Below are 21,900 nucleotides of genomic sequence, written 5' to 3'. Positions count from 1 at the left end.
GTTTATACCTGATCGCCCCCGGGCCGTCGCCCCCCCGGGGCAAACCCGGGGTGCTCTTCAATAACATCAAAAACAATAGCTACCAATTCAATACCAATGCGCGGAAACCGCCATTTTTTATCAGAATACGCCCCCACGCCCTGTTGCACTTTGGTGCAGCCGCCCCGCAAAAACAGTGCCGCACATTTGTAACAAGCGAGGCCATGCAATTCGGGCATGCCCCCATCCGCAACGCTCATGACACATTTGGAGATTTCTGCCTACACTGCGTCGAACGTGCGGCCCGCCCTGCCAGGCCCCTGTGGGCACCGATATTGCTTCGGTCCGGCCACACCGGTTTTGTTCGCACCGACCTGATTTCCTCCTGCCGCCCACCGAGACACAAGGACCTCCATGCCTGCCGCCGCCTCCCTCAAATCCTTGTCGATCTCCAGCCGGCTCAGCCTGGGCTTTGGCTGCATGCTGGTGCTTATCATTGCAGTGGCGGCCCTGGGCCAGCTGTCGGTCAGCCAGGTCAACGAACAGATGCACCAGATCACCGGCGTCGGGGCCAACAAGGCCAAGCTGGTCAACGGCATGCTGGAGAGCGTGAGTGCCATCGGCATCCAGAGCCGCTCGGCCGCCATGCTCAACGACATCGACCCCAAGCAGGCCCACGCGCAGATCGAAGCCGTGGGCAAGACCCTCAAGGAATACGCCACCCAGGAGACCGCCCTGGCCGCGCTGCTGCTCCCCGACAGCGCCACCCCGGCAGAGACCAAGCTGCTGGCCGAGGTGCAGGAGCTGGGCCGCAAGGCGCGCCCCGAACTCGCCAATGCCATCAAGGCCGCCGACGACGGTGACACCGTGAGCGCCACGCTGGCGCTGATGACCCGCGTGGCCCCGGGCGAGACCGCCTGGCGCGCCAAGCTGCGCGAGCTGATCGAGTTGCAGAACGCCCTGAACGCCGAGGCCACAGCCTCTAGCGCACAGACCCAGGGCCACGCCCGCCTGGTAGGCGGCCTGCTGGTGGCGCTGGCCATTGGGCTGGGTGCGCTGATTGCGTGGCGCATCACCACCAGCATCACGGCGCCCATCGGCCGTGCGGTGGTGGTGGCCGAGCGCATCGCGCGCGGCGACCTCACCTCGCAGGTCGAGGTGCGCATCCAAGACGAAACCGGGCGCCTGCTCGAAGCCATTGCCGCCATGCAGGAGCGCCTGCGCACCCTGGTGGGCGAGATCGGCCAGACGGCCGACTCCATCCTGGTGGCCAGCTCCGAGGTCGCCTCGGGCAATCTGGACCTGAGCCAGCGCACCGAGCAGACTTCGCACAACCTGCAAAGCGCTGCCAGCTCGCTGGTGGACCTGACCGGCACGGTGTCGCAAAGCGCCGACTCGGCCCGCCAGGCCAACCAGCTCGCATCCACTGCATCCGACGCCGCCACACGCGGCGGCGAGGTGGTATCGCAGGTGGTGAGCACCATGGACACCATCAGTGCCAGCTCGCGCAAGATCGCAGACATCATCAGCGTGATCGACGGCATCGCCTTCCAGACCAACATCCTCGCGCTCAACGCCGCCGTCGAGGCCGCCCGCGCAGGCGAGCAGGGCCGGGGTTTTGCGGTGGTGGCAGGTGAGGTGCGCAACCTCGCCGGCCGCTCGGCCCAGGCCGCGCGCGAGATCAAGGCGCTGATCGGCGCCAGCGTCGATCAGGTGCAGGAGGGCAGCACCCTGGTGAACCACGCGGGCAAGACCATCGAGGAGCTGGTGCTGTCGGTGCGCCGCGTGTCCGACATCATGGGCGAGATCACCGCCGCCACGCAGGAGCAGAGCCAGCGCATCGGGCATGTGAGCCAGTCGGTGGGCGCGCTGGAAGAAATGACGCAGCAGAACGCCGCGCTGGTGGAAGAAGGCGCGGCCGCCGCCGACAGCCTCAAGGACCAGGCAGGCCGCCTCACGCAGATGGTGGGCACCTTCCGCCTCTCGCGCAACGATGGCGGAAGCGAGGACAGCTGGGGCACCGGCGCCCCGGTGGCCGCCCCCGCCCCCATGCCCGCCCCGGCCTTGCGCAGCGCACCACCGCGCGCACCGGCCCTGAAGCCCCGCAGCAAGCTGCCGTCGTTGCCGCGCTGAGCGCCGCAGGGGTCAGCCCCCTTTAAGCTGGAAGATGCTGGAGCGCAGCGCCGCCAGGTCCAACACCCGCAGGCCGCCGTATTCGATGCGGATCGCGCCCTGCCCCTCCAGCGCAGCAAGCGCCTCGTTCACGCGCTGGCGCGACAGCCCCACCAGGTAGGCCAGTTCCTGCTGCGTGATGCGCAGCACCTCGCCCACACCCGGGTACAGCACGGGGTTGAACAGCGACGCCAGGCTGCGCGCCACACGCACATCGGGGTTGTTCAGCCGGTCGATCTCGCGCGCGGCGATGAACTGGCCCAGGCGCTCGTTGAGCTGGTTCATCACGAAGCGGTTGAAGCCGATGGAATGGTCCAGCAGCCAGTGGAAGGTGTCGATCGGCAGGCCCGCCACCACGCTCTTGCGCAGCGCCTGGATGTTGTAGCGGTAGGGCTCGCGCTTGAGCGCCGTGCCCTCGCCAAACCAGCCGCCGGGCGGCACGCCGGTGAAGGTCATGGTCTGGCCCTGGGCGTTGTCGCTGCTCATCTTGAGCAGGCCCTCGACCACGCCGAACCAGTAGGTCACCGGCCGGCCGATGCGGCACACGTAGTCGCCCGCATTGGCATCGCCCACCAGCAGCGAGGCCACGGCGCGTTCGCGCTCGGCGGGCTGGAGCTGGTCCAGCCAGGGGATACCGTCCAGTTCATCGGCGGTGGGGGGGCGGCGCCGCTGGTGCAGCGACAGGTCCTGGTTGGTGCGGGAGTCCATGGAGGCAGGCCATTGGGATGAAGGTGGGGATGGGTACGGGAAATCCTGATCTGAATTGTCGTCAGAAAGACAAAAAAATGCCAATCTCCACCGGATGATGGCGCCTCCCCGCGCCCTGGAACCTGCCCAAGGTCTCGGCCGGGTCCATTGAGGAGACATAAGCATGAACCAACACCGATCCACCGGAGCGCCCGCCGCAGAGCCCCTGCATGCCACCCCAGTCCGTGGCCTGGGGCGACGCCAGGCCCTGGCCGCCATGGCCGCACTGCCCTGGGCGGGACTGGCGGGCCGCGCCCATGCGCAGGATGGCGCGCTCAAGATTGCGCAGTCCACCGCCCTCACCGGCCCGCTGGGCGACCTGGGCTCGGCCATGCACCAGGGCGCCAAGGCGGCGTTTGCCGCCATCAATGCGCGCGGCGGCATCCACGGCAAGGCGATTGAACTGACCACACTGGACGATGGCTACGACGTGCCCAAAGCGCTGGCGAATGTGGAGCAGTTCCTGGCCGACCCGTCCACCTTTGCGCTGTTCAACTGCATGGGCACGCCCATGATCGACGCCATGCTGCCCAAGGTGATCGACAGCGGTATTCCGTTTTTTGCGCCCTTCACCGGCGCCCAGCTCAGCCGCACCAAGGCGCGCAGTGTGTTCAACATCCGCGCCAGCTATGCCGACGAGGCCGAGAAGCTGGTGCAGCACCTGTCCACCATTGGCATCCAGCGCATCGGCATCGTCTACCAGAACAACGCCTTCGGCAAAGAGGTGTTCAACGCGGCCAAGCAGTCCATGGACCGACTCAAGCTGCCGCAGGCGCTTGCCGTGACGGTCGAGAACAACGCCTCGGACGCAGGCAGCGCCGCCACCAAGCTGGCGGGCGGCAACCTGGAGGCCATCGTGATCGGCCTCGCAGGCAAACCCACACTGGAATTCGTCAAGGCCTTCCGCACCATCCAGCGCGGTGTGACGCTGTATGCGCTGTCGGTCATGGGCACATCGGCCACCGTGAAGGCGCTGGGTGCAGATGCCACGGGCATGGCGATCTCGCAGGTGGTGCCCCTGCCCTCCAACGTGGTGATGCCCGTGGTGCGCGAGTTCCAGACGGCCTGGAAGGCCTCGGGCGCAACAGCCGAGCCCTCGCACCTGGCGCTGGAGGGTTACATCAACGCCCGCGTGTTTGCCGAGGCCCTGCAGCGCGCAGGCCGCAACCCCACCCGCGCGGCCTTCATCGACGCGACCTGGAACCTCAAGAAATGGGACCTGGGCGGCTTCGAGATCAACGCCAGCGCCCCGGAGCGCAATGCCTCGCGTTTTGTGGAACTGACGCTGGTGGGACGCGATGGGCGCTTTATCCGCTGACCTGGCGAGCGCGGGCGCAGTGGCTGCACGGCGCACGAAACGAATGCTATCAAATAAATAGCTTAAAAGACTTACCCAGCGGGCGGAGAGGCCGTTTTTTCTTCAAAATCCTGACCCCACCAAAGCCCCAGCGGGCTACTGGGAGGCCAGTCCGTAGCGGTAGCCCTTGAACGACCAGATGGTGCGCCCGGGCTCGATCTTCTCCAGCAACAGCCCCGGGCCAGCCGGGTCGCCCTCGTGCAGCACCTGGCCGTTGACGATGGCCATGCGGTACGCCGGGTTGCCCGAGTAGGTGACGCCCGAAATCTTGAGTGACGGCAGCTGTGCGCGCACGGCCTCGGGCAGGTCGCCCTGGGCGAACACTGTGCCGGTGGCCGTGGCGGGCGCGGGTGCAGCGGCCGCCGGTTCGGGCAACCGCGCCGGGGCGGCGTCACGAGCAAAGTCCCGCGCAGGGTCACGGGAGGGCTCGGACCGAGAGCGCGCAGACGGCTCGGCGCCCCGGGGGGCAGGCGCGGGCGGCGCTGCTTTCTCGCGCGGCGAAGGGGCTGCGCTGCGTTTTTCGGCTGCGCGGGGTTCGGGTGCAGGGGCCACCGCCGCAGGTGCGGGGGCTGGCACCGCTGCGGGCGCGGGCGCGGGGGTTGAGGGTGCGGCTGGGGCCGCCGGAGCGGGCTGGGGCGCTGCAGGCACCGGTGCAGGGGTGGGCGCTGGGGCAGCGGCCACCACCACGGCGGGCGCCGGGGCCGGGCGCTGCATCACCCACCAGGTGCCCGCCACGGCCACGGCAGCCACCGCCACACCGGTGCTGGCCATGAGCCAGGGCGACGCGGTGGGCCGCTCGGCCACAGGCGCCGCGCCGGGCACCGGCACCGCTTGTGAATGCAGCCCGGGCACTCCGCCCCGCCCCCGTTCGGCTTCCGCGCGCCGCAGCGCATCAAGGATGTAGGACATGGGGATCAGGCTCCTGTGCGCAAGCGGGGTTCGCTCACGCCGTTGACGCGGTTGAGCAGCATGAGGGTCAGCGGACCGGCGCGTCCGTCGGGCGTGACGCCCTGGGCCAGCTGAAAGCGCTGGATACGCGCCTGGCGCGCCGCAGGTGTGGCGGCCCGTGTGCGCGCGCTTGCGCCCGGGCCACCGGCGACGGGCGTGGCCAGTTGTTTGTCGAGCCAGGCGGCTCCGGCCGTGCTCTCGGCAATGTCGCCCTTGTCGGGCATGCCGATCGGGGCGCGCCACAGGGTGGCGATGTCGCCGCGCCACACCTGGGCCAGCTCGGCCACCGGCACCTGCAGCGTGCGGCCCGCGCCTTCGAGCGTGGCGGTGTCGCCGTCCAGGCTGCGCAGCACGGCCGACACGGCGCTGTCGCCATCGTCCGAGGGGAACAGCGTGAGCAGCACTGGCCGGTCAATCTGGCGCACCAGATTCAGGCCAGCGCGACGGTTGCGGTAGCAGCGCAGCCCCTCGCGCGGCAGCGTGGCGCAGGCGTCGGTGCCCTCGGGCACGCTGGCGCCCCAGCGGGTGGCCAGGGCCTGCCAGGCCGGGCCATCACTCGCGGGCAACGCCGCCAGGAACTGCTGCAGGTCGGACAGGGGCGCTGCCCCCACCGGCGCTGCCAACGGGGCAGACGCGGCCGATGCAGCGGCCGTCGCCATGCCAGGCGCCGAGGCGGCGCTGGCTGCTGCCATCGGGGGCTGTGCACGCGCACCCGCTACCCCGGCCAAGCTGGCAGGCGATAGGGGTGCCGTGGCCGCCACCGGGGCGCCCGCGCTGCGGGCCGCCAGCAGAGGCCAGCCCCCCAGCGCCCAACCCCCAGCCGCCACCAGGGCAGCACCCGCCACAGCGCCCAGGCCCGCCACGGCCCAGCGGGGCAGCAAGGGGCGCGCCTGGCGTGCCGCTGCGGCCGATGCCGGGGCATCGAACACCTCGCGCGCGGCCCGGTTGACGATGGAGGCGCTCACCTCGCGCACCCCGGCAGCGTAGGCGCCCAGCAGCGCCCGGTCGCACAGCAGGTTGATGCGCCGGGGCACGCCGCGCGACAGCGCATGCACGCGTGCCATGGCGCGCTGGCTGAAAGGCATCGGCCCCTGCAGGCCCGCCACGGCCAGGCGGTGGGCGATGTATTGCTGGGTCTCGCGCACGCTCAGCGCATCGAGGTGAAAACGCGCAATCACGCGCTGCGCGAGCTGCTCCAGCGCGGGGCTGGCCACCATGGTGCGCAGCTCGGGCTGGCCGATGAGGATGATCTGCAGCAGCTTGCGCTCGCTGGTCTCCAGGTTGGTGAGCAGGCGCAGTTGCTCCAGCACATTGGCCGAGAGGTTCTGCGCCTCGTCGATGATCAGCACGGTGTTGCGCCCGGCCCCATGCGCAGCCAGCAGCGAGGCATTGAGCGGGTCGATGTAGTCCTTCACCGTCTCCACACCGCCCGGCACCATGGGCTGGTGCGGCACGCCGAATTCGTCGCAGATGGAGCGCAGCAGCTCCCGCACGGTGAGCTTGGGGTTGAAGATGTAGGCCACGTTGCAGTGCGCCGGGATCTGCTCCAGAAAGCAGCGGCACACCGTGGTCTTGCCCGCGCCGACCTCGCCCGTCAGCAGCACAAAACCGCCGCCTGCATCCAGCCCGTACAGCAGGTGCGCCAGGGCCTCGCGGTGGCGCTCGCTCATGAACAGGTAGCGGGGGTCCGGGGCGATGGAAAACGGGGGATGCTGGAGACCGAAAAACGGGGCGTACATGCCCCGGAGGATACCGCCCGCCCGCAGGCAGGGTTTTACCCACCAAGGAGTTACCCCTAAATTGTCGTCGGCAAGACAAGACGGCGTCAAAGTGGGTCCTAGCATTCCCCCATCGCGCAAACACAAGCCTGCGCCCCCGGCTGTCACCGGGCCGACACCTTCTCACTTTCAGGAAGCTGCAATGTTGACCACGTTCCCGCAACTGCTGCTCAAGCACGCCGCCGAGCGCCCCACGGCCCCGGCCCTGCGCGAAAAAGAATATGGCATCTGGCAAACCCACAGCTGGGCCGACCTGGTGCGCCTGGTGGAGCAGGTGGCTGCCGGGCTGCACCAGGCCGGATTGCAGCGCGGCGAGCACATGGTGGTGATTGGCGCCAACCGCCCCCGCCTGTACGCCACCATGCTGGCCGCCCAGTCGCTGGGCGCCATCCCCGTGCCGCTGTACCAGGACGCGGTGGCGGCCGAATGCATCTTCCCGCTCAACAACGCCGAGGTGCGCTTTTGCCTGGTGGAAGACCAGGAGCAGGTGGACAAGATGCTCGAAATCCGCGAGCAATGCCCGCAGATCTCCAACATCTTCTTTGATGACCCGCGGGGCCTGCGCAACTACCAGGAGCAGGGCCTGGCATCGCTGGATTCGCTGATCGAGGCTGGTGCCGCCTATGTCGCCAAGCACCCGCAGTGGTTCAAGGCCGAAGTGGCCAAGGCCCAACCCGGCGACGTGGCCGCGATGTTCTTCACCTCGGGCACTACGGGCAACCCCAAGGGCGTGGTGCACACGCACAGCACGCTGCTGGACCGCGCCAGCGCGGGGGCAGAGTTCGACAAGCTCACCAGCAGCGAAGAAGTGCTGGCCTACCTGCCACCCGCCTGGATCGGGCAGAACATCTTCAGCTACGCGCAGTGGCTGGCCTGCGGGTACGTGGTCAACTGCCCCGAGTCGGCCAGCACCGTGACCATCGACCTCAAGGAAGTGGGCCCCACCTACTACTTTGCGCCGCCGCGCATTTTTGAAGGCCTGCTCACCAGCGTGATGATCCGCATGGAAGACGCAGGTGCCATCAAGCGCAAGATGTTCGAGGCCTGCATGGCAGTGGCCAAGCGCGTGGGCCCGGCCCTGATGGACGGCGAGCCTGTGGGCACACTGGACCGCATCAAGTACGCGCTGGGCAACCTGCTGGTGTACGGCCCGCTGCGCAACAACCTGGGGTTCAGCCGCGTGCGCGTGGCCTACACGGCGGGCGAGGCCATCGGCCCCGACCTGTTCACCTTCTACCGCTCCATCGGCATCAACCTCAAGCAGCTGTACGGCTCCACCGAGACCGCCGTGTTCGTCTGCCTGCAGCCCGACAACCAGGCCCGCGCCGACACGGTGGGCGTGCCGATTCGCGGCGTGCAGATCAAGGTGGCCGACAACGGCGAGATCCTGGTCAAGTCGGCCGGGCTGCTCAAAGAGTATTACAAGAACCCGGCTGCCACGGCCGAGGTGCTGACGGCCGATGGCTGGTACCACACCAGTGATGCGGGCTTTCTGGACGCGCACGGCCACCTCAAGATCATCGACCGCGTCAAGGACGTGGGCCGCATCCTGGGCGGCGCCAACGACGGCGCCATGTTTGCGCCCAAGTACGTGGAGAACAAACTCAAGTTCTTCCCGCACATCAAGGAAGTCGTGGCCCTGGGCGACAAGCGCGAAAAGGTCTGCGTGATGGTCAACATCGACTTCGACGCTGTGGGCAACTGGGCCGAGCGCCGCAACCTGCCCTACGCGGGCTACACCGACCTGGCGCAAAAGCCCGAGGTGTATGAGCTGATCCGCGAGTGCATCGAGAAGGTGAACGCCGACCTGGCCACCGACACCATGCTCGCGGGCAGCCAGGTCAGCCGCTTCCTGGTGCTACACAAGGAACTGGACGCCGACGACGGCGAACTCACCCGCACCAACAAGGTCCGCCGGGGTTTCATCGCCGACAAGTACGGCGTGCTGGTGGACGCGCTGTATGCGGGCCGCACCGAGCAGTACATCGAAACCCAGGTGAAGTTCGAAGACGGCCGCACGGGCAGCGTGAGCGCCACCCTGAAGCTGTCGGACACCAAGACCTACGCGCCCGTGAAGGCAGCCGCATGAAGCCCGCGCTCTACCCGCTGGAGAAGCCCCCCACCATGACCACCAAGAAGATCGGCGACGTCATCCTCGACGTCAAGAACATCAGCCTCCGGTTTGGCGGGGTGAAGGCACTCACCGATATCTCTTTCAATGTGAAAGAGCACGAGATCCGCGCCATCATCGGCCCCAACGGCGCAGGCAAGAGCTCCATGCTCAACTGCATCAACGGCGTGTACACGCCGTCCGAAGGCTCCATCACCTTCCGGGGCAAGACCTTTGACCACATGAACTCGCGCCAGGTGGCCGAGATGGGAGTGGCCCGCACGTTCCAGAACCTGGCGCTGTTCAAGGGCATGAGCGTGATCGACAACATCATGACCGGCCGCAACCTCAAGATCAAAAGCAACCTGCTGATGCAGGCGCTGCGCATCGGCCCGGCCGAGCGCGAGGAGATCCGCCACCGCGAATACGTCGAGCACATCATCGACTTCCTCGAAATCCAGGCCTACCGCAAGACCCCCGTGGGCCAGCTGCCCTACGGCCTGCAAAAGCGGGTGGACCTGGGCCGCGCATTGGCCATGGAGCCGCAGGTGCTGCTGCTCGACGAGCCGATGGCTGGCATGAACGTGGAAGAGAAGCAGGACATGTGCCGCTTCATCCTGGACGTGAATGACGAGTTCGGCACGACCATCGTGCTCATCGAGCATGACATGGGCGTGGTGATGGACATCAGCGACCGCGTGGTGGTGCTGGACTACGGCAAGAAGATCGGCGACGGCAGCCCCGACGAAGTGCGCAGCAACGAAGACGTGATCAGTGCCTACCTCGGCACCTCGCACTGATCAGGAGACGACAACATGGCATTCTTTCTCGAAACACTGATCGGCGGCCTCATGGCCGGCATGCTGTATTCACTGGTGGCACTGGGCTTTGTGCTGATCTACAAGGCCTCGGGCGTGTTCAACTTTGCGCAGGGCGCGATGGTGCTGTTCGCAGCGCTGGCGATGGCCCGCTTTGCCGAGTGGATCCCCAAGTGGACGGGCATCAGCAGCCCCATCGTGGCCAACCTGGCGGCCTTTGTGATTGCAGGCGCCATCATGTTCGTGGTGGCCTGGCTGATTGAAAAACTGGTGCTGCGCCACCTCGTGAACCAGGAGGGCGCCACGCTGCTCATGGCCACGCTGGGCATCACCTACTTCATGGAAGGCCTGGGCCAGACGCTGTTTGGCAGCGATATCTACAAGATCGACGTGGGCATGCCCAAGGAGCCCATCTTCGCGCTGGAGTCCATGTTCCAGGGCGGCATCCTGATCAACAAGGAAGACGTGATCGCCGCCGCCATCGCCGCCGCACTGGTGGCCCTGTTGTCGGTGTTCTTCCAGAAGACCTCCACCGGCCGCGCCCTGCGCGCCGTGGCCGACGACCACCAGGCAGCGCAATCCATCGGCATCCCGCTCAACCGCATCTGGGTGATCGTGTGGTGCGTGGCGGGTGTCGTGGCCCTGGTGGCCGGGATGATCTGGGGCAGCAAGCTGGGCGTGCAGTTCTCGCTGACCACCGTGGCGCTGCGCGCCCTGCCCGTGGTGATTCTGGGCGGCCTCACCTCGGTGCCCGGCGCCATCATCGGCGGGCTGATCATCGGCGTGGGTGAAAAGCTCTCCGAGGTGTACCTGGGCCCGTTCGTGGGTGGGGGCATAGAGATCTGGTTTGCGTATGTGCTGGCGTTGGTTTTTCTCTTGTTCAGACCGCAAGGTTTGTTCGGGGAGAAGATCATCGATCGCGTGTAACCCATAAGAACAACAGGAGACTTCCATGCTCTACCGCGAAAACGGCCAGTTCAAGACGAGCTACCGCGCCGACCAGCAGATCTTCCCGATTGCGCAGGACCGCCTTGCCATCGGCATCATCCTGGCCATCGCCTTCATCGCCGTGCCCATGCTGGCCAGCGACTACATCTTCCGCGCCATCCTGATTCCGTTCGTCATCATGGCGTTGGCGGCACTGGGGGTGAACATCCTGGTGGGCTATTGCGGGCAGATCTCGCTGGGCTCGGGCGCCTTCATGGCCGTGGGGGCCTACGGGGCCTACAACTTCTTCGTGCGCTTTCCGGGCATGCCGCTGATTCCGGCTTTGATCCTGGGCGGGTTGTGCGCCACGTTCTTCGGCATCCTGTTCGGGCTGCCCAGCCTGCGCGTCAAGGGGCTGTACCTGGCGGTGGCCACGCTGGCTGCGCAGTTCTTCAGCGACTGGATGTTCCTGCGCATCAAGTGGTTCACCAACAACTCCGACTCGGGCTCGGTGTCGGTCAACAACCTGCAGGTGCTGGGCATGCCCATCGAAAGCGCCACCAGCAAATACCTGTTCTGCCTGGCGTTGCTGGTCATCGTGGCCCTGCTGGCCAAGAACCTGGTGCGCGGCGCCATTGGCCGCGAGTGGATGGCCATCCGCGACATGGACGTGGCCGCCGCCGTGATCGGCATCCGCCCGATGTACGCCAAGCTCAGCGCGTTTGCCGTCAGCTCCTTCATCGTGGGCATGGCCGGTGCACTGTGGGCCTTTGTGCACCTGGGCGCGTGGGAGCCTGCGGCCTTCTCGGTGGAGATTTCGTTCCGCCTGCTGTTCATGGTGATCATCGGCGGGCTGGGCTCGATCATGGGCGGCTTCTTCGGCGCGGCCTTCATCGTGGTGCTGCCCATCGTGCTCAACCAGTTCCTGCCGGCCTTCATGGGGATCTTTGGCGTCGAGGTGTCCACGGCGGGCGTGTCGCACGCCGAGCTGATGATCTTCGGCGCGCTGATCGTGTGGTTCCTGATCGTCGAGCCCCATGGCTTGGCCAAGCTCTGGTCCACCGCCAAGCAGAAGCTGCGCCTGTGGCCCTTCCCCCATTGACCGGGCGGCGCTGCAGGAAACCCCTTACTCGCAATTCCCGATTCGCCACCGTCGCATTGCCGCGTTAACTGTCCATCCGTCCTGTTTTCCCCGTGCTTCAACACATTCATTCAAAGGAGACATCCATGAAGCTTTCGAAAATCGTGATCGCCGCTGCGGTGGTTGCTGCCGGTGCCTCGTCCGTCGCGACGAACGCCTTCGCACAAGCCAAGGAGCAGTTCTTCCCGCTGCTGTCGTACCGCACGGGTCCGTACGCACCCAACGGTGTGCCATGGGCCAACGGCAAGCAGGACTACATCAAGATGATCAACGCCCGCGACGGCGGCATCAATGGTGTGAAGCTGACCTTTGAAGAATGCGAAACGGGCTACGCCACCGACCGGGGCGTGGAATGCTACGAACGCCTGAAGAGCCGCCCCGGTGTCTCGCTGTTCGACCCCCAGGCCACCGGCATCACCTTTGCGCTGACCGAGAAGGCCCCCGTGGACAAGATCCCGCTGATGACGCTGGGCTATGGCCTGTCGGTGGCGCAGGACGGCCAGGCGTTCAAGTGGAACTTCCCCTTCATGGGCAGCTACTGGACCGGTGCCGACATCCTGATCCAGCACATCGGCAAGGCCAATGGCGGCCTGGACAAGCTCAAGGGCAAGAAGATCGCGCTGGTGTACCACGACAGCCCGTTCGGCAAGGAGCCCATCCCGCTGCTGCAGGAGCGCGCCAAGATGCACGGCTTTGAGCTGCAGATGCTGCCCGTGACCGCGCCCGGCGTGGAACAAAAGGCCACCTGGCTGCAAGTACGCCAAAGCCGCCCCGACTACGTGCTGCTGTGGGGCTGGGGCGTGATGAACTCCACCGCGCTGAAGGAAGCCCAGGCCACGGGCTACCCCCGCGACAAGATGTACGGTGTGTGGTGGGCCGGTGCCGAACCCGATGTGCGCGACGTGGGCGAAGGCGCCAAGGGCTACAACGCGCTGGCACTGAACACCTCGGGCCAGCAGCCCAAGGTGATCCAGGACATCCTGAAGAACGTGCACGACAAGGGCCAGGGCACGGGTCCCAAGGACGAAGTGGGCTCGGTGCTGTACACGCGCGGCGTGATCATCCAGATGCTGGCCGTCGAGTCGGTGCGCCGCGCACAGGAGCGTTTTGGCAAGGGCAAGGTCATGACCGGCGAACAAGTGCGCTGGGGCATGGAAAACCTGGCCCTGGACCAGAAGAAGCTGGACGCGCTGGGCTTTGGCGGCGTGATGCGTCCGCTGTCCACCAGCTGCGCCGACCACATGGGCTCCACCTGGGCGCGCGTGCACACCTGGGACGGCGGCAAGTGGAACTTCTCGTCCGACTGGTACCAGGCCGATGAGCAGATCCTGAAGCCCATGGTCAAGGCCGGTGCGGACAAGTACCTGGCCGACAAGAAGATGACGCGCCGCGACGCAGCGGATTGCCAGTCTTGATTCGGACCATCCCCCTGAGGCGCTGACGCGCCTTCCCCCTTCTCTCGAATCGCTGCGCGATTCGGGAAGGGGGACGCCACCAGCGCGGCGGGGCGGCCCTTGCGCAGTGGCACTGGTCTGGGCCGCGACAGTCTCCAGGGCCAGTGAGTTAGCGGCTGCCTTTGTAGCAGCCGCCAATCGAAAGGATTGCGATGTACTGCAGCCCTTCCGATTGGCACAGCGAAGGAAGACCATGGACTCCAACAGCAACATCGTTCTCAACGTCAACGGCATCGAAGTCATCTACAACCACGTGATCCTGGTGCTCAAGGGCGTCTCGCTGCAGGTGCGCGAGGGCAGCATCGTGGCCATCCTGGGGGGCAACGGGGCGGGCAAGACGACGACCTTGCGCGCCATCTCCAACCTGCTGCAGGGCGAGCGGGGCGAGGTGACCAAGGGCAGCATCGAGCTGCGCGGCGAACGCATCGAGAATCTCTCGCCCGCCGACCTGGTGCAGCGCGGCGTGGTGCAGGTGATGGAGGGGCGGCATTGCTTTGCCCACCTGACCATCGAAGAGAACCTGATGACGGGCAGCTACACCCGCACCAGCAAGGCCGAGATCGCGGCCAATCTGGAGAAGGTCTACAACTACTTCCCACGCCTCAAGACGCGCCGCACCTCGCAGGCCGCCTACACATCGGGCGGCGAGCAGCAGATGTGCGCCATTGGCCGCGCGCTCATGGCCAACCCGAGCATGGTGCTGCTCGATGAACCCTCCATGGGCCTGGCGCCACAGATCGTGGAAGAAGTGTTCAACATCGTGAAGGACCTGAACACCAAGGAAAAGGTCACCTTCTTGCTGGCCGAGCAGAACACCAACATGGCGCTGAAGTATTCGGACTACGGCTACATCATGGAAAGCGGCCGCGTGGTGATGGACGGCGCCGCCAGCGACCTGGCCAACAACGAGGACGTGAAGGAGTTCTACCTGGGCGTGGGCGGCGGCGAGCGCAAGAGCTTCAAGGATGTGAAGAGCTACAAGCGGCGCAAGCGCTGGTTGGCTTGAGGTGCCCCCTGAGGCGCTGGCGCGCCTTCCCCCTCAGGGGGACGCACCCGGTGGCCTGGCAGAGCCAGTTCCACGGGTGCGCTGAGACGGGGCTGTGGCGGTTTTGGCGATAGCGCTACCCAGATACCTACAAATACAAGATCACTCCTATTTTGATAGCTACTCGCGTTTGATGGACAGGCGCAAAGGGCTTATTTCATTCATAACCACCGCATAGGAACCCATGGCATGAGCACGTTTTACGACGCCCTGGAAACCCGCAATCCGTCCGAGCGCGAGGCCGCCCTGCTGGCCGCGCTGCCCGCCCAGGTGGCACATGCCCAGAAGGCATCCCCCGCATTTGCCGGCATCCTGGCCGGGGTGGACGCATCGGCCGTCACCAGCCGCGCCGCGCTGGCGCAGTTGCCCGTCACCCGCAAGTACGAACTTCTGGAGCGCCAGCAGGCAGGCCGCGCCACCAATGTGTTTGGCGGCTTCAGCGCGCTGGGCTTTGGCCCCGGCATGACGCGCGTGTTTGCCAGCCCCGGCACCATCTACGAGCCCGAGGGCACGCGGCCCGACTACTGGCGCATGGCGCGCGCCATCCACGCGGCGGGCTTTCGCAGCGGCGAGCTGATCCACAACAGCTTCAGCTACCACTTTGTGCCCGCAGGCTCAATGATGGAAACCGGCGCCCACGCGCTGGGCTGCACCGTGTTCCCCGGCGGCACGGGCCAGACCGAGCAGCAGGTGCAGGCTATGTCCGAGCTGAAACCGGCGGGCTACATCGGCACGCCCAGCTTTCTGAAAATCATTGTCGAAAAGGCCGCTGAGCTGGGCGTGCCCCTGCCCACCGTCACCAAGGCCCTGGTGTCGGGCGAGGCCTTTCCGCCCAGCCTGCGTGACTGGTTTGCAGAGCGCGGCATCGCGGGCTACCAGTGCTACGCCACGGCCGACCTGGGCCTGATTGCCTACGAAACCTCAGCGCGCGAGGGCCTGGTGCTGGACGAAGGCGTGATCGTCGAGATCGTGCGACCCGGCACCGGCGACCCGGTGCCCGAGGGCGAGGTGGGCGAGCTGGTGGTGACCACGCTCAACCCCGACTACCCGCTCATCCGCTTTGGCACGGGCGACCTGTCGGCCGTGCTGCCAGGCCCCTGCCCCACGGGCCGCACCAACACCCGCATCAAGGGCTGGATGGGACGGGCCGACCAGACCACCAAGGTGCGCGGCATGTTTGTGCACCCCGGGCAGATCGCCACCATTGCCAGGCGCTTTCCGCAGGTGCTGCGCGCCCGGCTGGTGGTCAGCGGCGAGATGGCCAACGACCAGATGGTGCTGCAGGTCGAGACCACCGAGACCGCCGAAGGCCTGGCCCACCAGCTCGGCGACGCCATCCGCGAAGTGACCAAGCTGCGTGGCGATGTGCAGATGGTGGCGCCGGGCACGCTGCCCAACGACGGCAAAGTGATTGAGGACGCACGGAGCTATCGGTAACCCCCTGAGTCGCCTGTGGCCTGGCCAGGCCAGTTCCACGGTGGCTCTGGTGTTGGTGGGCGCCGGTTTCAAGGGCCCGCTGTGGGTTTACGCGCCGGGGAAGGCGGGCTTGCGCCAGCGCAAGACATGCCCATTTGGCGCACCGGGGAACCGCAGTGTTTACCCTAACAATCGCTACGTTATTGATAGCAAACAAGGCAATACAGGTAGGCGCAACAGGCCCATTGCGCTTAAAAACCATGTCGCCAGTGTGCTACGTACTATCCGCAATGTTTCCGTAAATACCCCTCGCTATCATGGCCCGTCATTTACAGGAGAGACCATGAAAAAGATGCTGAAACTCGCACTGATCGCTGCCGCCGCAGCTGCCGCCTTTGGCGCCGGTGCCCAAGAGTTCCCCGCCAAGGACAAGACCGTCACCATCGTGGTGCCCTTCGCCGCTGGCGGCCCCACCGACCGCGTGGCCCGTGACCTGGCCGAAGCCCTGCGCAAGCCCCTGGGCGCCACTGTGGTGGTAGACAACACCGCCGGTGCAGGCAGCTCCATCGGCGCCGCCCGCGTGGCCCGCGCCACCCCCGACGGCTACACGCTGCTGCTCAACCACATCGGCATGTCCACCATGCCCGCGCTGTACCGCAAGCTGTCGTTCAGCGTGCCCAACGACTTTGAATACCTGGGCATGGTCAACGAAGTGCCCATGACGCTGATCGCGCGCCCCAGCATGCCCGCCAACAACTTCAAGGAGCTGACGGCCTGGATCCAGCAGAACAAGGGCAAGATCAACCTGGGCAACGCTGGCTTGGGCGCCGCGTCGCACCTGTGCGGCCTGATGTTCCAGAGCGCCATGCAGGTGGACATGACCGCCGTGCCTTACAAGGGCACCGCCCCCGCCATCACCGACCTGATCGGCGGCCAGATCGACCTGCTGTGCGACCAGACCACCAACACCACCTCGCAGATTGAAGGCAAGAAGGTCAAGGCCTACGCCGTGACCACGTCCAAGCGCCTGACCACGCCCGCCCTGAAGGACCTGCCCACGCTGGCAGAGTCGGGCCTGAAGGACTTCAACGTGAGCATCTGGCACGGCCTGTACGCGCCCAAGGGCACGCCTGCCGATGTCACCAAGAAGATCAATGAAGCCCTCAAGACTGCGCTGAAGGACCCCGAGTTCATCAAGAAGCAGGAAGCCCTGGGCGCCGTGGTGGTGACCGACAAGCGCGTGGACGGCGCCGAGCACAAGAAGTTTGTGGCCGCCGAAATCGACAAATGGGGTGCCGTTATCAAGGCCGCAGGCACCTACGCCGACTGATCCGGCAGCATCGCTGCCAGGAAGGGCGGTGCGGCATTGCATCACCCCACCACCAAGCCACCGCGCCGCCCGGCCCGGTGGCTTTTTTGCTTTTCCGGATCCCCTGGCGGCAACTCGACGGCCCCGCACACAGCGGCACGTCGGGAGAACCGTGCCACCTTCGGGTAATCCCATCTGCCCGGGCCGCACACACCCGCGTAGAACAGAGGGCAGACGCGCCGAACAAGCCCAGGCGGCGGCGCAAGCTTCTATTGGTTTCAACGAGGAATGGCTTCCATGGCACAACCGCATGACTTCCGCATCCCCGCGCGCTCCAGCGCGCAGATCCAGGCCCGCGCCCAGGCACGCAGCCGCCGCAAGGCCATGGCACTGGCCTTCACCCTGAGTGCGCTGGGCGCACTGGCCGTGGCCGCAGCCGGTGCATTGTTGGCCCCGGGCACGGCCCATGCCCAGGCGGCAGCGCCAGCGGGCGCAGGCTGGCCCACCAAGCCCGTGCGCATCGTCGTGCCGTTTGCGCCCGGTGGCACCACCGACATCCTCGCGCGCGCTATGGCGCCTGAGCTGTCCAAAGCGTTTGGCCAGCAGTTCATCGTGGACAACCGCGCAGGCGCCGGTGGCAACGTGGGCGCCGAGATGGTGGCCAAGTCGCCCGGCGACGGCTACACGCTGCTCATGGGCACCGTGGGCACCCACGGCATCAACCGCGCGCTGTACGCCAAGCTGCCCTACGACCCCATCAAGGACTTTGTGCCCATCACCCTGGTGGCCGCCGTGCCCAACGTGATGGTGATGAACACCGACAAGGCCAAGGCCCAGGGCATTCACAACGTGCAGGACTTCATCCGCGTGGCCAAGGCCAGCCCCGGCAAGATGAACATGGCGTCGAGCGGCAACGGCACGTCGATCCACCTGGCGGGCGAGCTGTTCAAGAGCATGACGGGCACCTTCATGCTGCACCTTCCCTACCGGGGCTCGGGCCCGGCCCTGATGGACATGGTGGCGGGCAATGCGGACGTGATGTTCGACAACCTGCCCTCGTCCATGGCACAGATCAAGGCGGGCAAGCTGGTTGCGCTGGCCGTGACCAGCGCCGAGCGCTCAGGTGCCTTGCCAGATGTGCCCACGGTCGAGCAAGCGGGCGGGCCCACACTCAAGGGCTACGAGGCCAGCTCCTGGTTCGGCCTGCTGGCCCCGGCAGGCACGCCCTCTGACATCGTGAACCGCATCCAGCAAGAGGTTGCCAAGTCCCTGGCCACACCAGCGATGAAGGAGCGGCTGCTGGCCCAGGGCGCTATCCCCGGCGGCAACACCCCGGCTGACTTTGCCAAGCACATCGACAACGAACACAGGAAATGGGCGCAGGTGGTGAAAACCTCGGGCGCCAAGGTGGACTGAGGCCCGCTGCCTGTTTTGGCCAGCGCCCAAGCGCTGGCGGGGCCGCAGCCCCATCCCCCTCAGTCTGCAGGTGATGGCGGCCCCAGGCGCTTTGCACCCGTGGCAAACGACGCCCGCTGGATGTGCCCATCCACCACCTCATAGACACACAACATTTCCAGCGTGCCCAGGCCCTCGGGGAAGTTGCGGGTGATCAGCTCGCAATCCACCACCATGGCGCCCACCACGGTGCGCGACAGCAGGCGCGCATGCAGGCCGGGCTCGGCAAACCGGGTCAGAAACCGCTCGCGCATCTGCGCGTGGCCCTGGGCCAGGCGCTCTCCGTGCAGCACATACTGCTCGGCATCGGGGGCATAGGTGGCCAGCAGCGCGTCGATGTCCTTGGCGTTGTAGGCCTCCAGCTGCGCCTGCACCACGGCAAGCGGTGGCAAGACCGAGGCCACGGCTACACGCCCCAGACCACGTCCACCTGCTCGGCGGCGCTGCGGCGCAGCATCTCGATGAGGGGCGCCACGCGCTGGCGCAGGCGCACGGCCTCGGCGCGCTCCTGCTCTGTTGCCTCATCGTCTGCGTCGTTCACCGGTGGTCGGGCTTCTTCGGCGGCCACCGCAGCTTCCAGCGCGGCAATGGCACCTGGGATCTGCGCCGCCGTCACGATGCCGCTCGCCCCTGGGGTCTTGCCCATGATGGTCACGATCTGCCGCCCCTGGGGCTCCAGCATGATCAGATCGGCGGCGGCACGGGACTTGAATTTGTAAAGCATGGGATTGAAAAGCCTTCTCGGGTCAGGTCAACACAGCAGGGCACGCGACGGCACGCCCCATGGGCAGATTGTGCGCCGGGCGGGCCGGGGATGGCGCCCAAAGCCCCGCACGGGAACCCCCCATTGACAGTATTTTGTTTAGGTCTAAACTATTTTTACATGAACATCCTCTGCATTGGCGGCGGGCCCGCCGGTCTCTATTTCGCCCTGCTGATGAAGCAGCAGAACCCCGCGCACCGCGTCACGGTGGTCGAACGCAACCGGCCATTCGACACCTTCGGCTGGGGCGTGGTGCTGTCCGACCAGACGCTGGCCAACCTGCAGGCCGCGGACGCGCCCACGGCAGCGCTCATCGGCGATGCGTTCAACCACTGGGACGACATCGAAGTGTTCTTCAAGGGGCGCAGCGTGCGCTCCACCGGCCACGGCTTTTGCGGCATCGGGCGCAAGCGGCTGCTCAACATCCTGCAGGACCGGTGCCTGGCGGTCGGCGTGGAGCTGGTGTTCGAGACCGACGTGGCCGACGACCAGGCGCTCGCCGCGCAGTACGGTGCTGAACTGGTGATCGCCAGCGACGGTCTCAACAGCCGCATCCGCACCCGCTACGCAGCCACCTACCAGCCCGACATCGACCTGCGCCAGTGCCGCTTCGTGTGGCTGGGCACCAAGAAGAAGTTCGACGCTTTCACCTTCGCGTTCGAACAGACCGAGCATGGCTGGTTCCAGGCGCACGCCTACCAGTTCGACGCCGACACCTCCACCTTCATCGTCGAGACGCCCGAGGCCGTGTGGAAAGCCCACGGCCTGGACCAGATGGAGCAGCCCGAGGCGATCGCCTTCTGCGAGAAGCTGTTCGCCAAGTACCTGGACGGCAACGCGCTCATCAGCAACGCCACGCACCTGCGCGGCTCGGCCAACTGGATCCGCTTTCCGCGTGTGATCTGCAACACCTGGGTGCACCGCGAAGCGATTGGCGGCAAGCAGGTGCCTATCGTGCTGATGGGCGATGCCGCGCATACGGCCCATTTCTCCATCGGCAGCGGCACCAAGCTGGCGCTCGAAGACGCCATCGATCTCGCCAACGAATTCGCCACCGGCCTGCCCATCGACGAGGTGCTGCAGCACTACGAGGCACGCCGCAGTGTGGAGGTGCTCAAGATCCAGAACGCCGCACGCAATTCCACCGAGTGGTTCGAAAACGTGGGCCACTATACAGGCATGCCCATCGAGCAGTTCGCGTATTCGCTGCTCACGCGCAGCCAGCGCATCAGCCACGAGAACCTGCGGCTTCGCGATGCGGCGTGGCTCGAAGGCTATGAGGCCTGGCTGGCGGGCGGCAAGGCGGCCGTACCGCCCATGCTCACGCCTTTCACACTGAAAGGCCTCACGCTCAAGAACCGCATCGTCGTCTCGCCCATGGCCACCTACAGCGCGGTCGAAGGCGTGCCACAGGACTTCCACCTCGTGCACCTCGGCGCCCGCGCGCTGGGCGGCGCCGCCCTGGTGATGGTGGAGATGACAAGCCCCACGCCCGAGGGCCGCATCACCCCCGCCTGCCCCGGCCTGTGGAACGATGCGCAGCAAGCCGCCTTCGCGCGCATCGTCAACTTCGTGCACGCCAGCAGCACGGCCAAGGTCGGTCTGCAGCTGGGCCACAGCGGGCCCAAGGGCTCCACGCGCGTCGGCTGGGAGGGTACGGACGAACCGCTGGAGACGGGTAACTGGCCGCTGCTGGCTGCCAGCCCCATCGCCTACGGCGCGCAGAACCAGACCCCTGCGGCCATGGACCGTGCCGATATGGACCGCGTGACCGCCGCATTTGTGGACAGCGCCCGCCGCGCCGTGGCCTGCGGCTTTGACTGGCTGGAGCTGCACTGCGCGCACGGCTACCTGCTGGCCAGCTTCATCAGCCCCGCCACCAACCAGCGCACGGACGAATACGGCGGCAGCCTGGACAACCGCTGCCGCTACCCGCTCGAAGTGTTCACCGCGCTGCGCGCCGTATGGCCCGCCGACAAGCCGCTGAGCGTGCGCATCTCGGCCCACGACTGGCTGCCAGACGGCCAGGGCAACACGGCCGACGACGCGATTGCCATCGCACGGCTTTTCAAGGCGGCGGGCGCGGACCTGATCGATGTGTCGTCCGGCCAGACCACGCGCAACTCCCGCCCGGTGTACGGCCGCATGTACCAGACGCCGTTTGCCGACCGCATCCGCAACGAAGTGGGCATTGCCACCATGGCCGTGGGTGCCATCACCGAGGCCGACCACGCCAACAGCATCGTCGCGGCCGGGCGCGCGGACCTGTGCGCCATCGCCCGCCCCCATCTGGCCGATCCGGCCTGGACGCTGCACGCCTCCGCACAATTGAGCCAAGTGGCCGCAGCGCACACCGACTGGCCTGTGCAATACCACAGCGGCCGCGACCAGATGCTGCGAGAGATCGCCAAGCAAAAGCAGATGGCCGCGCTGGCCGCCCCGGCGCAGGAATCCAGCAAACCCGCAGCCATCGAGTAAAGC

At 66.5% G+C, this 21,900-nt stretch carries 18 protein-coding genes; 12 read left to right on the top strand and 6 right to left on the bottom strand.

Annotation, left to right across the window (positions count from 1 at the left end; genetic code table 11):
• Nucleotides 1-2: 2 nt before the first annotated feature.
• A complete protein-coding gene (locus ACSQ3O_RS02790) occupies nt 3-218 on the bottom strand; it encodes a hypothetical protein (RefSeq protein ID WP_436137769.1) in 216 nt (71 codons plus the stop codon).
• 175 nt (nt 219-393) lie between these two features.
• On the opposite strand from ACSQ3O_RS02790, the gene ACSQ3O_RS02785 reads away from it, so the two are divergent.
• Nucleotides 394-2,112 (top strand): methyl-accepting chemotaxis protein, encoded by a 1,719-nt coding sequence (locus tag ACSQ3O_RS02785; protein WP_436137768.1) that lies wholly within the window; start codon nt 394-396, stop codon nt 2,110-2,112.
• 12 nt (nt 2,113-2,124) lie between these two features.
• On the opposite strand, the gene ACSQ3O_RS02780 is transcribed toward ACSQ3O_RS02785, so the two are convergent.
• Nucleotides 2,125-2,859, bottom strand: a complete 735-nt coding sequence (locus ACSQ3O_RS02780; RefSeq protein ID WP_137748769.1) for a Crp/Fnr family transcriptional regulator — start codon at nt 2,857-2,859, stop codon at nt 2,125-2,127.
• 163 nt (nt 2,860-3,022) lie between these two features.
• Here ACSQ3O_RS02780 and ACSQ3O_RS02775 point away from each other — a divergent pair, with 163 nt between their 5' ends.
• Nucleotides 3,023-4,216 carry an ABC transporter substrate-binding protein gene (locus ACSQ3O_RS02775; protein ID WP_436137767.1) on the top strand — a complete coding sequence of 398 codons (1,194 nt, stop codon included), beginning with the start codon at nt 3,023-3,025 and terminating at the stop codon, nt 4,214-4,216.
• 135 nt (nt 4,217-4,351) lie between these two features.
• Here ACSQ3O_RS02775 and ACSQ3O_RS02770 read toward each other — a convergent pair whose 3' ends face one another.
• Both ACSQ3O_RS02770 and ACSQ3O_RS02765 read right to left on the bottom strand, forming a co-directional pair.
• Nucleotides 4,352-5,164 (bottom strand): general secretion pathway protein GspB, encoded by an 813-nt coding sequence (locus ACSQ3O_RS02770; protein WP_436137766.1) that lies wholly within the window; start codon nt 5,162-5,164, stop codon nt 4,352-4,354.
• Between the two features lie 5 nt (nt 5,165-5,169).
• The gene (locus ACSQ3O_RS02765) at nt 5,170-6,942 is read right to left on the bottom strand and encodes an ExeA family protein (protein ID WP_436137765.1); all 1,773 of its coding nucleotides are present in this window, start codon (nt 6,940-6,942) and stop codon (nt 5,170-5,172) included.
• Between the two features lie 181 nt (nt 6,943-7,123).
• Between ACSQ3O_RS02765 and ACSQ3O_RS02760 the strand changes: the two genes are divergently transcribed.
• From ACSQ3O_RS02760 to ACSQ3O_RS02720, 9 genes are all read left to right on the top strand, one after another.
• Complete coding sequence (locus ACSQ3O_RS02760) at nt 7,124-9,070, top strand: AMP-dependent synthetase/ligase (protein WP_137748772.1); 1,947 nt, start codon at nt 7,124-7,126, stop codon at nt 9,068-9,070.
• A 35-nt stretch (nt 9,071-9,105) separates the two neighbouring features.
• Complete coding sequence (locus ACSQ3O_RS02755) at nt 9,106-9,891, top strand: ABC transporter ATP-binding protein (protein WP_056060064.1); 786 nt, start codon at nt 9,106-9,108, stop codon at nt 9,889-9,891.
• 15 nt (nt 9,892-9,906) lie between these two features.
• Nucleotides 9,907-10,836: a branched-chain amino acid ABC transporter permease gene (locus tag ACSQ3O_RS02750; protein ID WP_056647436.1), complete on the top strand. Its 930-nt coding sequence runs from the start codon at nt 9,907-9,909 to the stop codon at nt 10,834-10,836.
• 25 nt (nt 10,837-10,861) lie between these two features.
• Nucleotides 10,862-11,938, top strand: a complete 1,077-nt coding sequence (locus ACSQ3O_RS02745; RefSeq protein WP_436137764.1) for a branched-chain amino acid ABC transporter permease — start codon at nt 10,862-10,864, stop codon at nt 11,936-11,938.
• Nucleotides 11,939-12,063: 125 nt separating this feature from the next.
• A complete protein-coding gene (locus ACSQ3O_RS02740; protein WP_436137763.1) occupies nt 12,064-13,392 on the top strand; it encodes an ABC transporter substrate-binding protein in 1,329 nt (442 codons plus the stop codon).
• 232 nt (nt 13,393-13,624) lie between these two features.
• A complete protein-coding gene (locus ACSQ3O_RS02735; protein ID WP_015012347.1) occupies nt 13,625-14,437 on the top strand; it encodes an ABC transporter ATP-binding protein in 813 nt (270 codons plus the stop codon).
• A 228-nt stretch (nt 14,438-14,665) separates the two neighbouring features.
• A complete protein-coding gene (locus tag ACSQ3O_RS02730) occupies nt 14,666-15,913 on the top strand; it encodes a phenylacetate--CoA ligase family protein (protein WP_137748774.1) in 1,248 nt (415 codons plus the stop codon).
• Between the two features lie 322 nt (nt 15,914-16,235).
• Nucleotides 16,236-17,222: a tripartite tricarboxylate transporter substrate-binding protein gene (locus ACSQ3O_RS02725; RefSeq protein WP_436137762.1), complete on the top strand. Its 987-nt coding sequence runs from the start codon at nt 16,236-16,238 to the stop codon at nt 17,220-17,222.
• 363 nt (nt 17,223-17,585) lie between these two features.
• Nucleotides 17,586-18,617 carry a tripartite tricarboxylate transporter substrate binding protein gene (locus ACSQ3O_RS02720; RefSeq protein WP_436141061.1) on the top strand — a complete coding sequence of 344 codons (1,032 nt, stop codon included), beginning with the start codon at nt 17,586-17,588 and terminating at the stop codon, nt 18,615-18,617.
• Between the two features lie 59 nt (nt 18,618-18,676).
• On the opposite strand, the gene ACSQ3O_RS02715 is transcribed toward ACSQ3O_RS02720, so the two are convergent.
• Together ACSQ3O_RS02715 and ACSQ3O_RS02710 are read right to left on the bottom strand one after the other, a co-directional pair.
• A complete protein-coding gene (locus tag ACSQ3O_RS02715) occupies nt 18,677-19,060 on the bottom strand; it encodes a nuclear transport factor 2 family protein (protein ID WP_436137761.1) in 384 nt (127 codons plus the stop codon).
• A 2-nt stretch (nt 19,061-19,062) separates the two neighbouring features.
• Nucleotides 19,063-19,380 (bottom strand): DUF1840 domain-containing protein, encoded by a 318-nt coding sequence (locus ACSQ3O_RS02710; protein ID WP_436137760.1) that lies wholly within the window; start codon nt 19,378-19,380, stop codon nt 19,063-19,065.
• A 159-nt stretch (nt 19,381-19,539) separates the two neighbouring features.
• Here ACSQ3O_RS02710 and ACSQ3O_RS02705 point away from each other — a divergent pair, with 159 nt between their 5' ends.
• Entirely contained in the window at nt 19,540-21,897 is a 2,358-nt protein-coding gene (locus ACSQ3O_RS02705) for a bifunctional salicylyl-CoA 5-hydroxylase/oxidoreductase (protein ID WP_436137759.1), read from the top strand.
• Nucleotides 21,898-21,900: the final 3 nt, after the last annotated feature.

The organism is Acidovorax sp. LjRoot74, from assembly GCF_964254355.1.
GTDB lineage: Bacteria > Pseudomonadota > Gammaproteobacteria > Burkholderiales > Burkholderiaceae_C > Acidovorax.
The sequence above is the reverse complement of the archived record's forward strand: the minus strand, read 5'-3'. Positions and strand labels throughout refer to the sequence as shown.

What these genes read in the sequence shown, in the direction of transcription:
- ACSQ3O_RS02790 (WP_436137769.1), bottom strand. Translation starts at nt 218, where the DNA reads ATGCCCGAATTGCATGGCCTCGCTTGTTACAAATGTGCGGCACTGTTT.
- ACSQ3O_RS02785 (WP_436137768.1), top strand. Translation starts at nt 394, where the DNA reads ATGCCTGCCGCCGCCTCCCTCAAATCCTTGTCGATCTCCAGCCGGCTC.
- ACSQ3O_RS02780 (WP_137748769.1), bottom strand. Translation starts at nt 2,859, where the DNA reads ATGGACTCCCGCACCAACCAGGACCTGTCGCTGCACCAGCGGCGCCGC.
- ACSQ3O_RS02775 (WP_436137767.1), top strand. Translation starts at nt 3,023, where the DNA reads ATGAACCAACACCGATCCACCGGAGCGCCCGCCGCAGAGCCCCTGCAT.
- ACSQ3O_RS02770 (WP_436137766.1), bottom strand. Translation starts at nt 5,164, where the DNA reads ATGTCCTACATCCTTGATGCGCTGCGGCGCGCGGAAGCCGAACGGGGG.
- ACSQ3O_RS02765 (WP_436137765.1), bottom strand. Translation starts at nt 6,942, where the DNA reads ATGTACGCCCCGTTTTTCGGTCTCCAGCATCCCCCGTTTTCCATCGCC.
- ACSQ3O_RS02760 (WP_137748772.1), top strand. Translation starts at nt 7,124, where the DNA reads ATGTTGACCACGTTCCCGCAACTGCTGCTCAAGCACGCCGCCGAGCGC.
- ACSQ3O_RS02755 (WP_056060064.1), top strand. Translation starts at nt 9,106, where the DNA reads ATGACCACCAAGAAGATCGGCGACGTCATCCTCGACGTCAAGAACATC.
- ACSQ3O_RS02750 (WP_056647436.1), top strand. Translation starts at nt 9,907, where the DNA reads ATGGCATTCTTTCTCGAAACACTGATCGGCGGCCTCATGGCCGGCATG.
- ACSQ3O_RS02745 (WP_436137764.1), top strand. Translation starts at nt 10,862, where the DNA reads ATGCTCTACCGCGAAAACGGCCAGTTCAAGACGAGCTACCGCGCCGAC.
- ACSQ3O_RS02740 (WP_436137763.1), top strand. Translation starts at nt 12,064, where the DNA reads ATGAAGCTTTCGAAAATCGTGATCGCCGCTGCGGTGGTTGCTGCCGGT.
- ACSQ3O_RS02735 (WP_015012347.1), top strand. Translation starts at nt 13,625, where the DNA reads ATGGACTCCAACAGCAACATCGTTCTCAACGTCAACGGCATCGAAGTC.
- ACSQ3O_RS02730 (WP_137748774.1), top strand. Translation starts at nt 14,666, where the DNA reads ATGAGCACGTTTTACGACGCCCTGGAAACCCGCAATCCGTCCGAGCGC.
- ACSQ3O_RS02725 (WP_436137762.1), top strand. Translation starts at nt 16,236, where the DNA reads ATGAAAAAGATGCTGAAACTCGCACTGATCGCTGCCGCCGCAGCTGCC.
- ACSQ3O_RS02720 (WP_436141061.1), top strand. Translation starts at nt 17,586, where the DNA reads ATGGCACTGGCCTTCACCCTGAGTGCGCTGGGCGCACTGGCCGTGGCC.
- ACSQ3O_RS02710 (WP_436137760.1), bottom strand. Translation starts at nt 19,380, where the DNA reads ATGCTTTACAAATTCAAGTCCCGTGCCGCCGCCGATCTGATCATGCTG.
- ACSQ3O_RS02705 (WP_436137759.1), top strand. Translation starts at nt 19,540, where the DNA reads ATGAACATCCTCTGCATTGGCGGCGGGCCCGCCGGTCTCTATTTCGCC.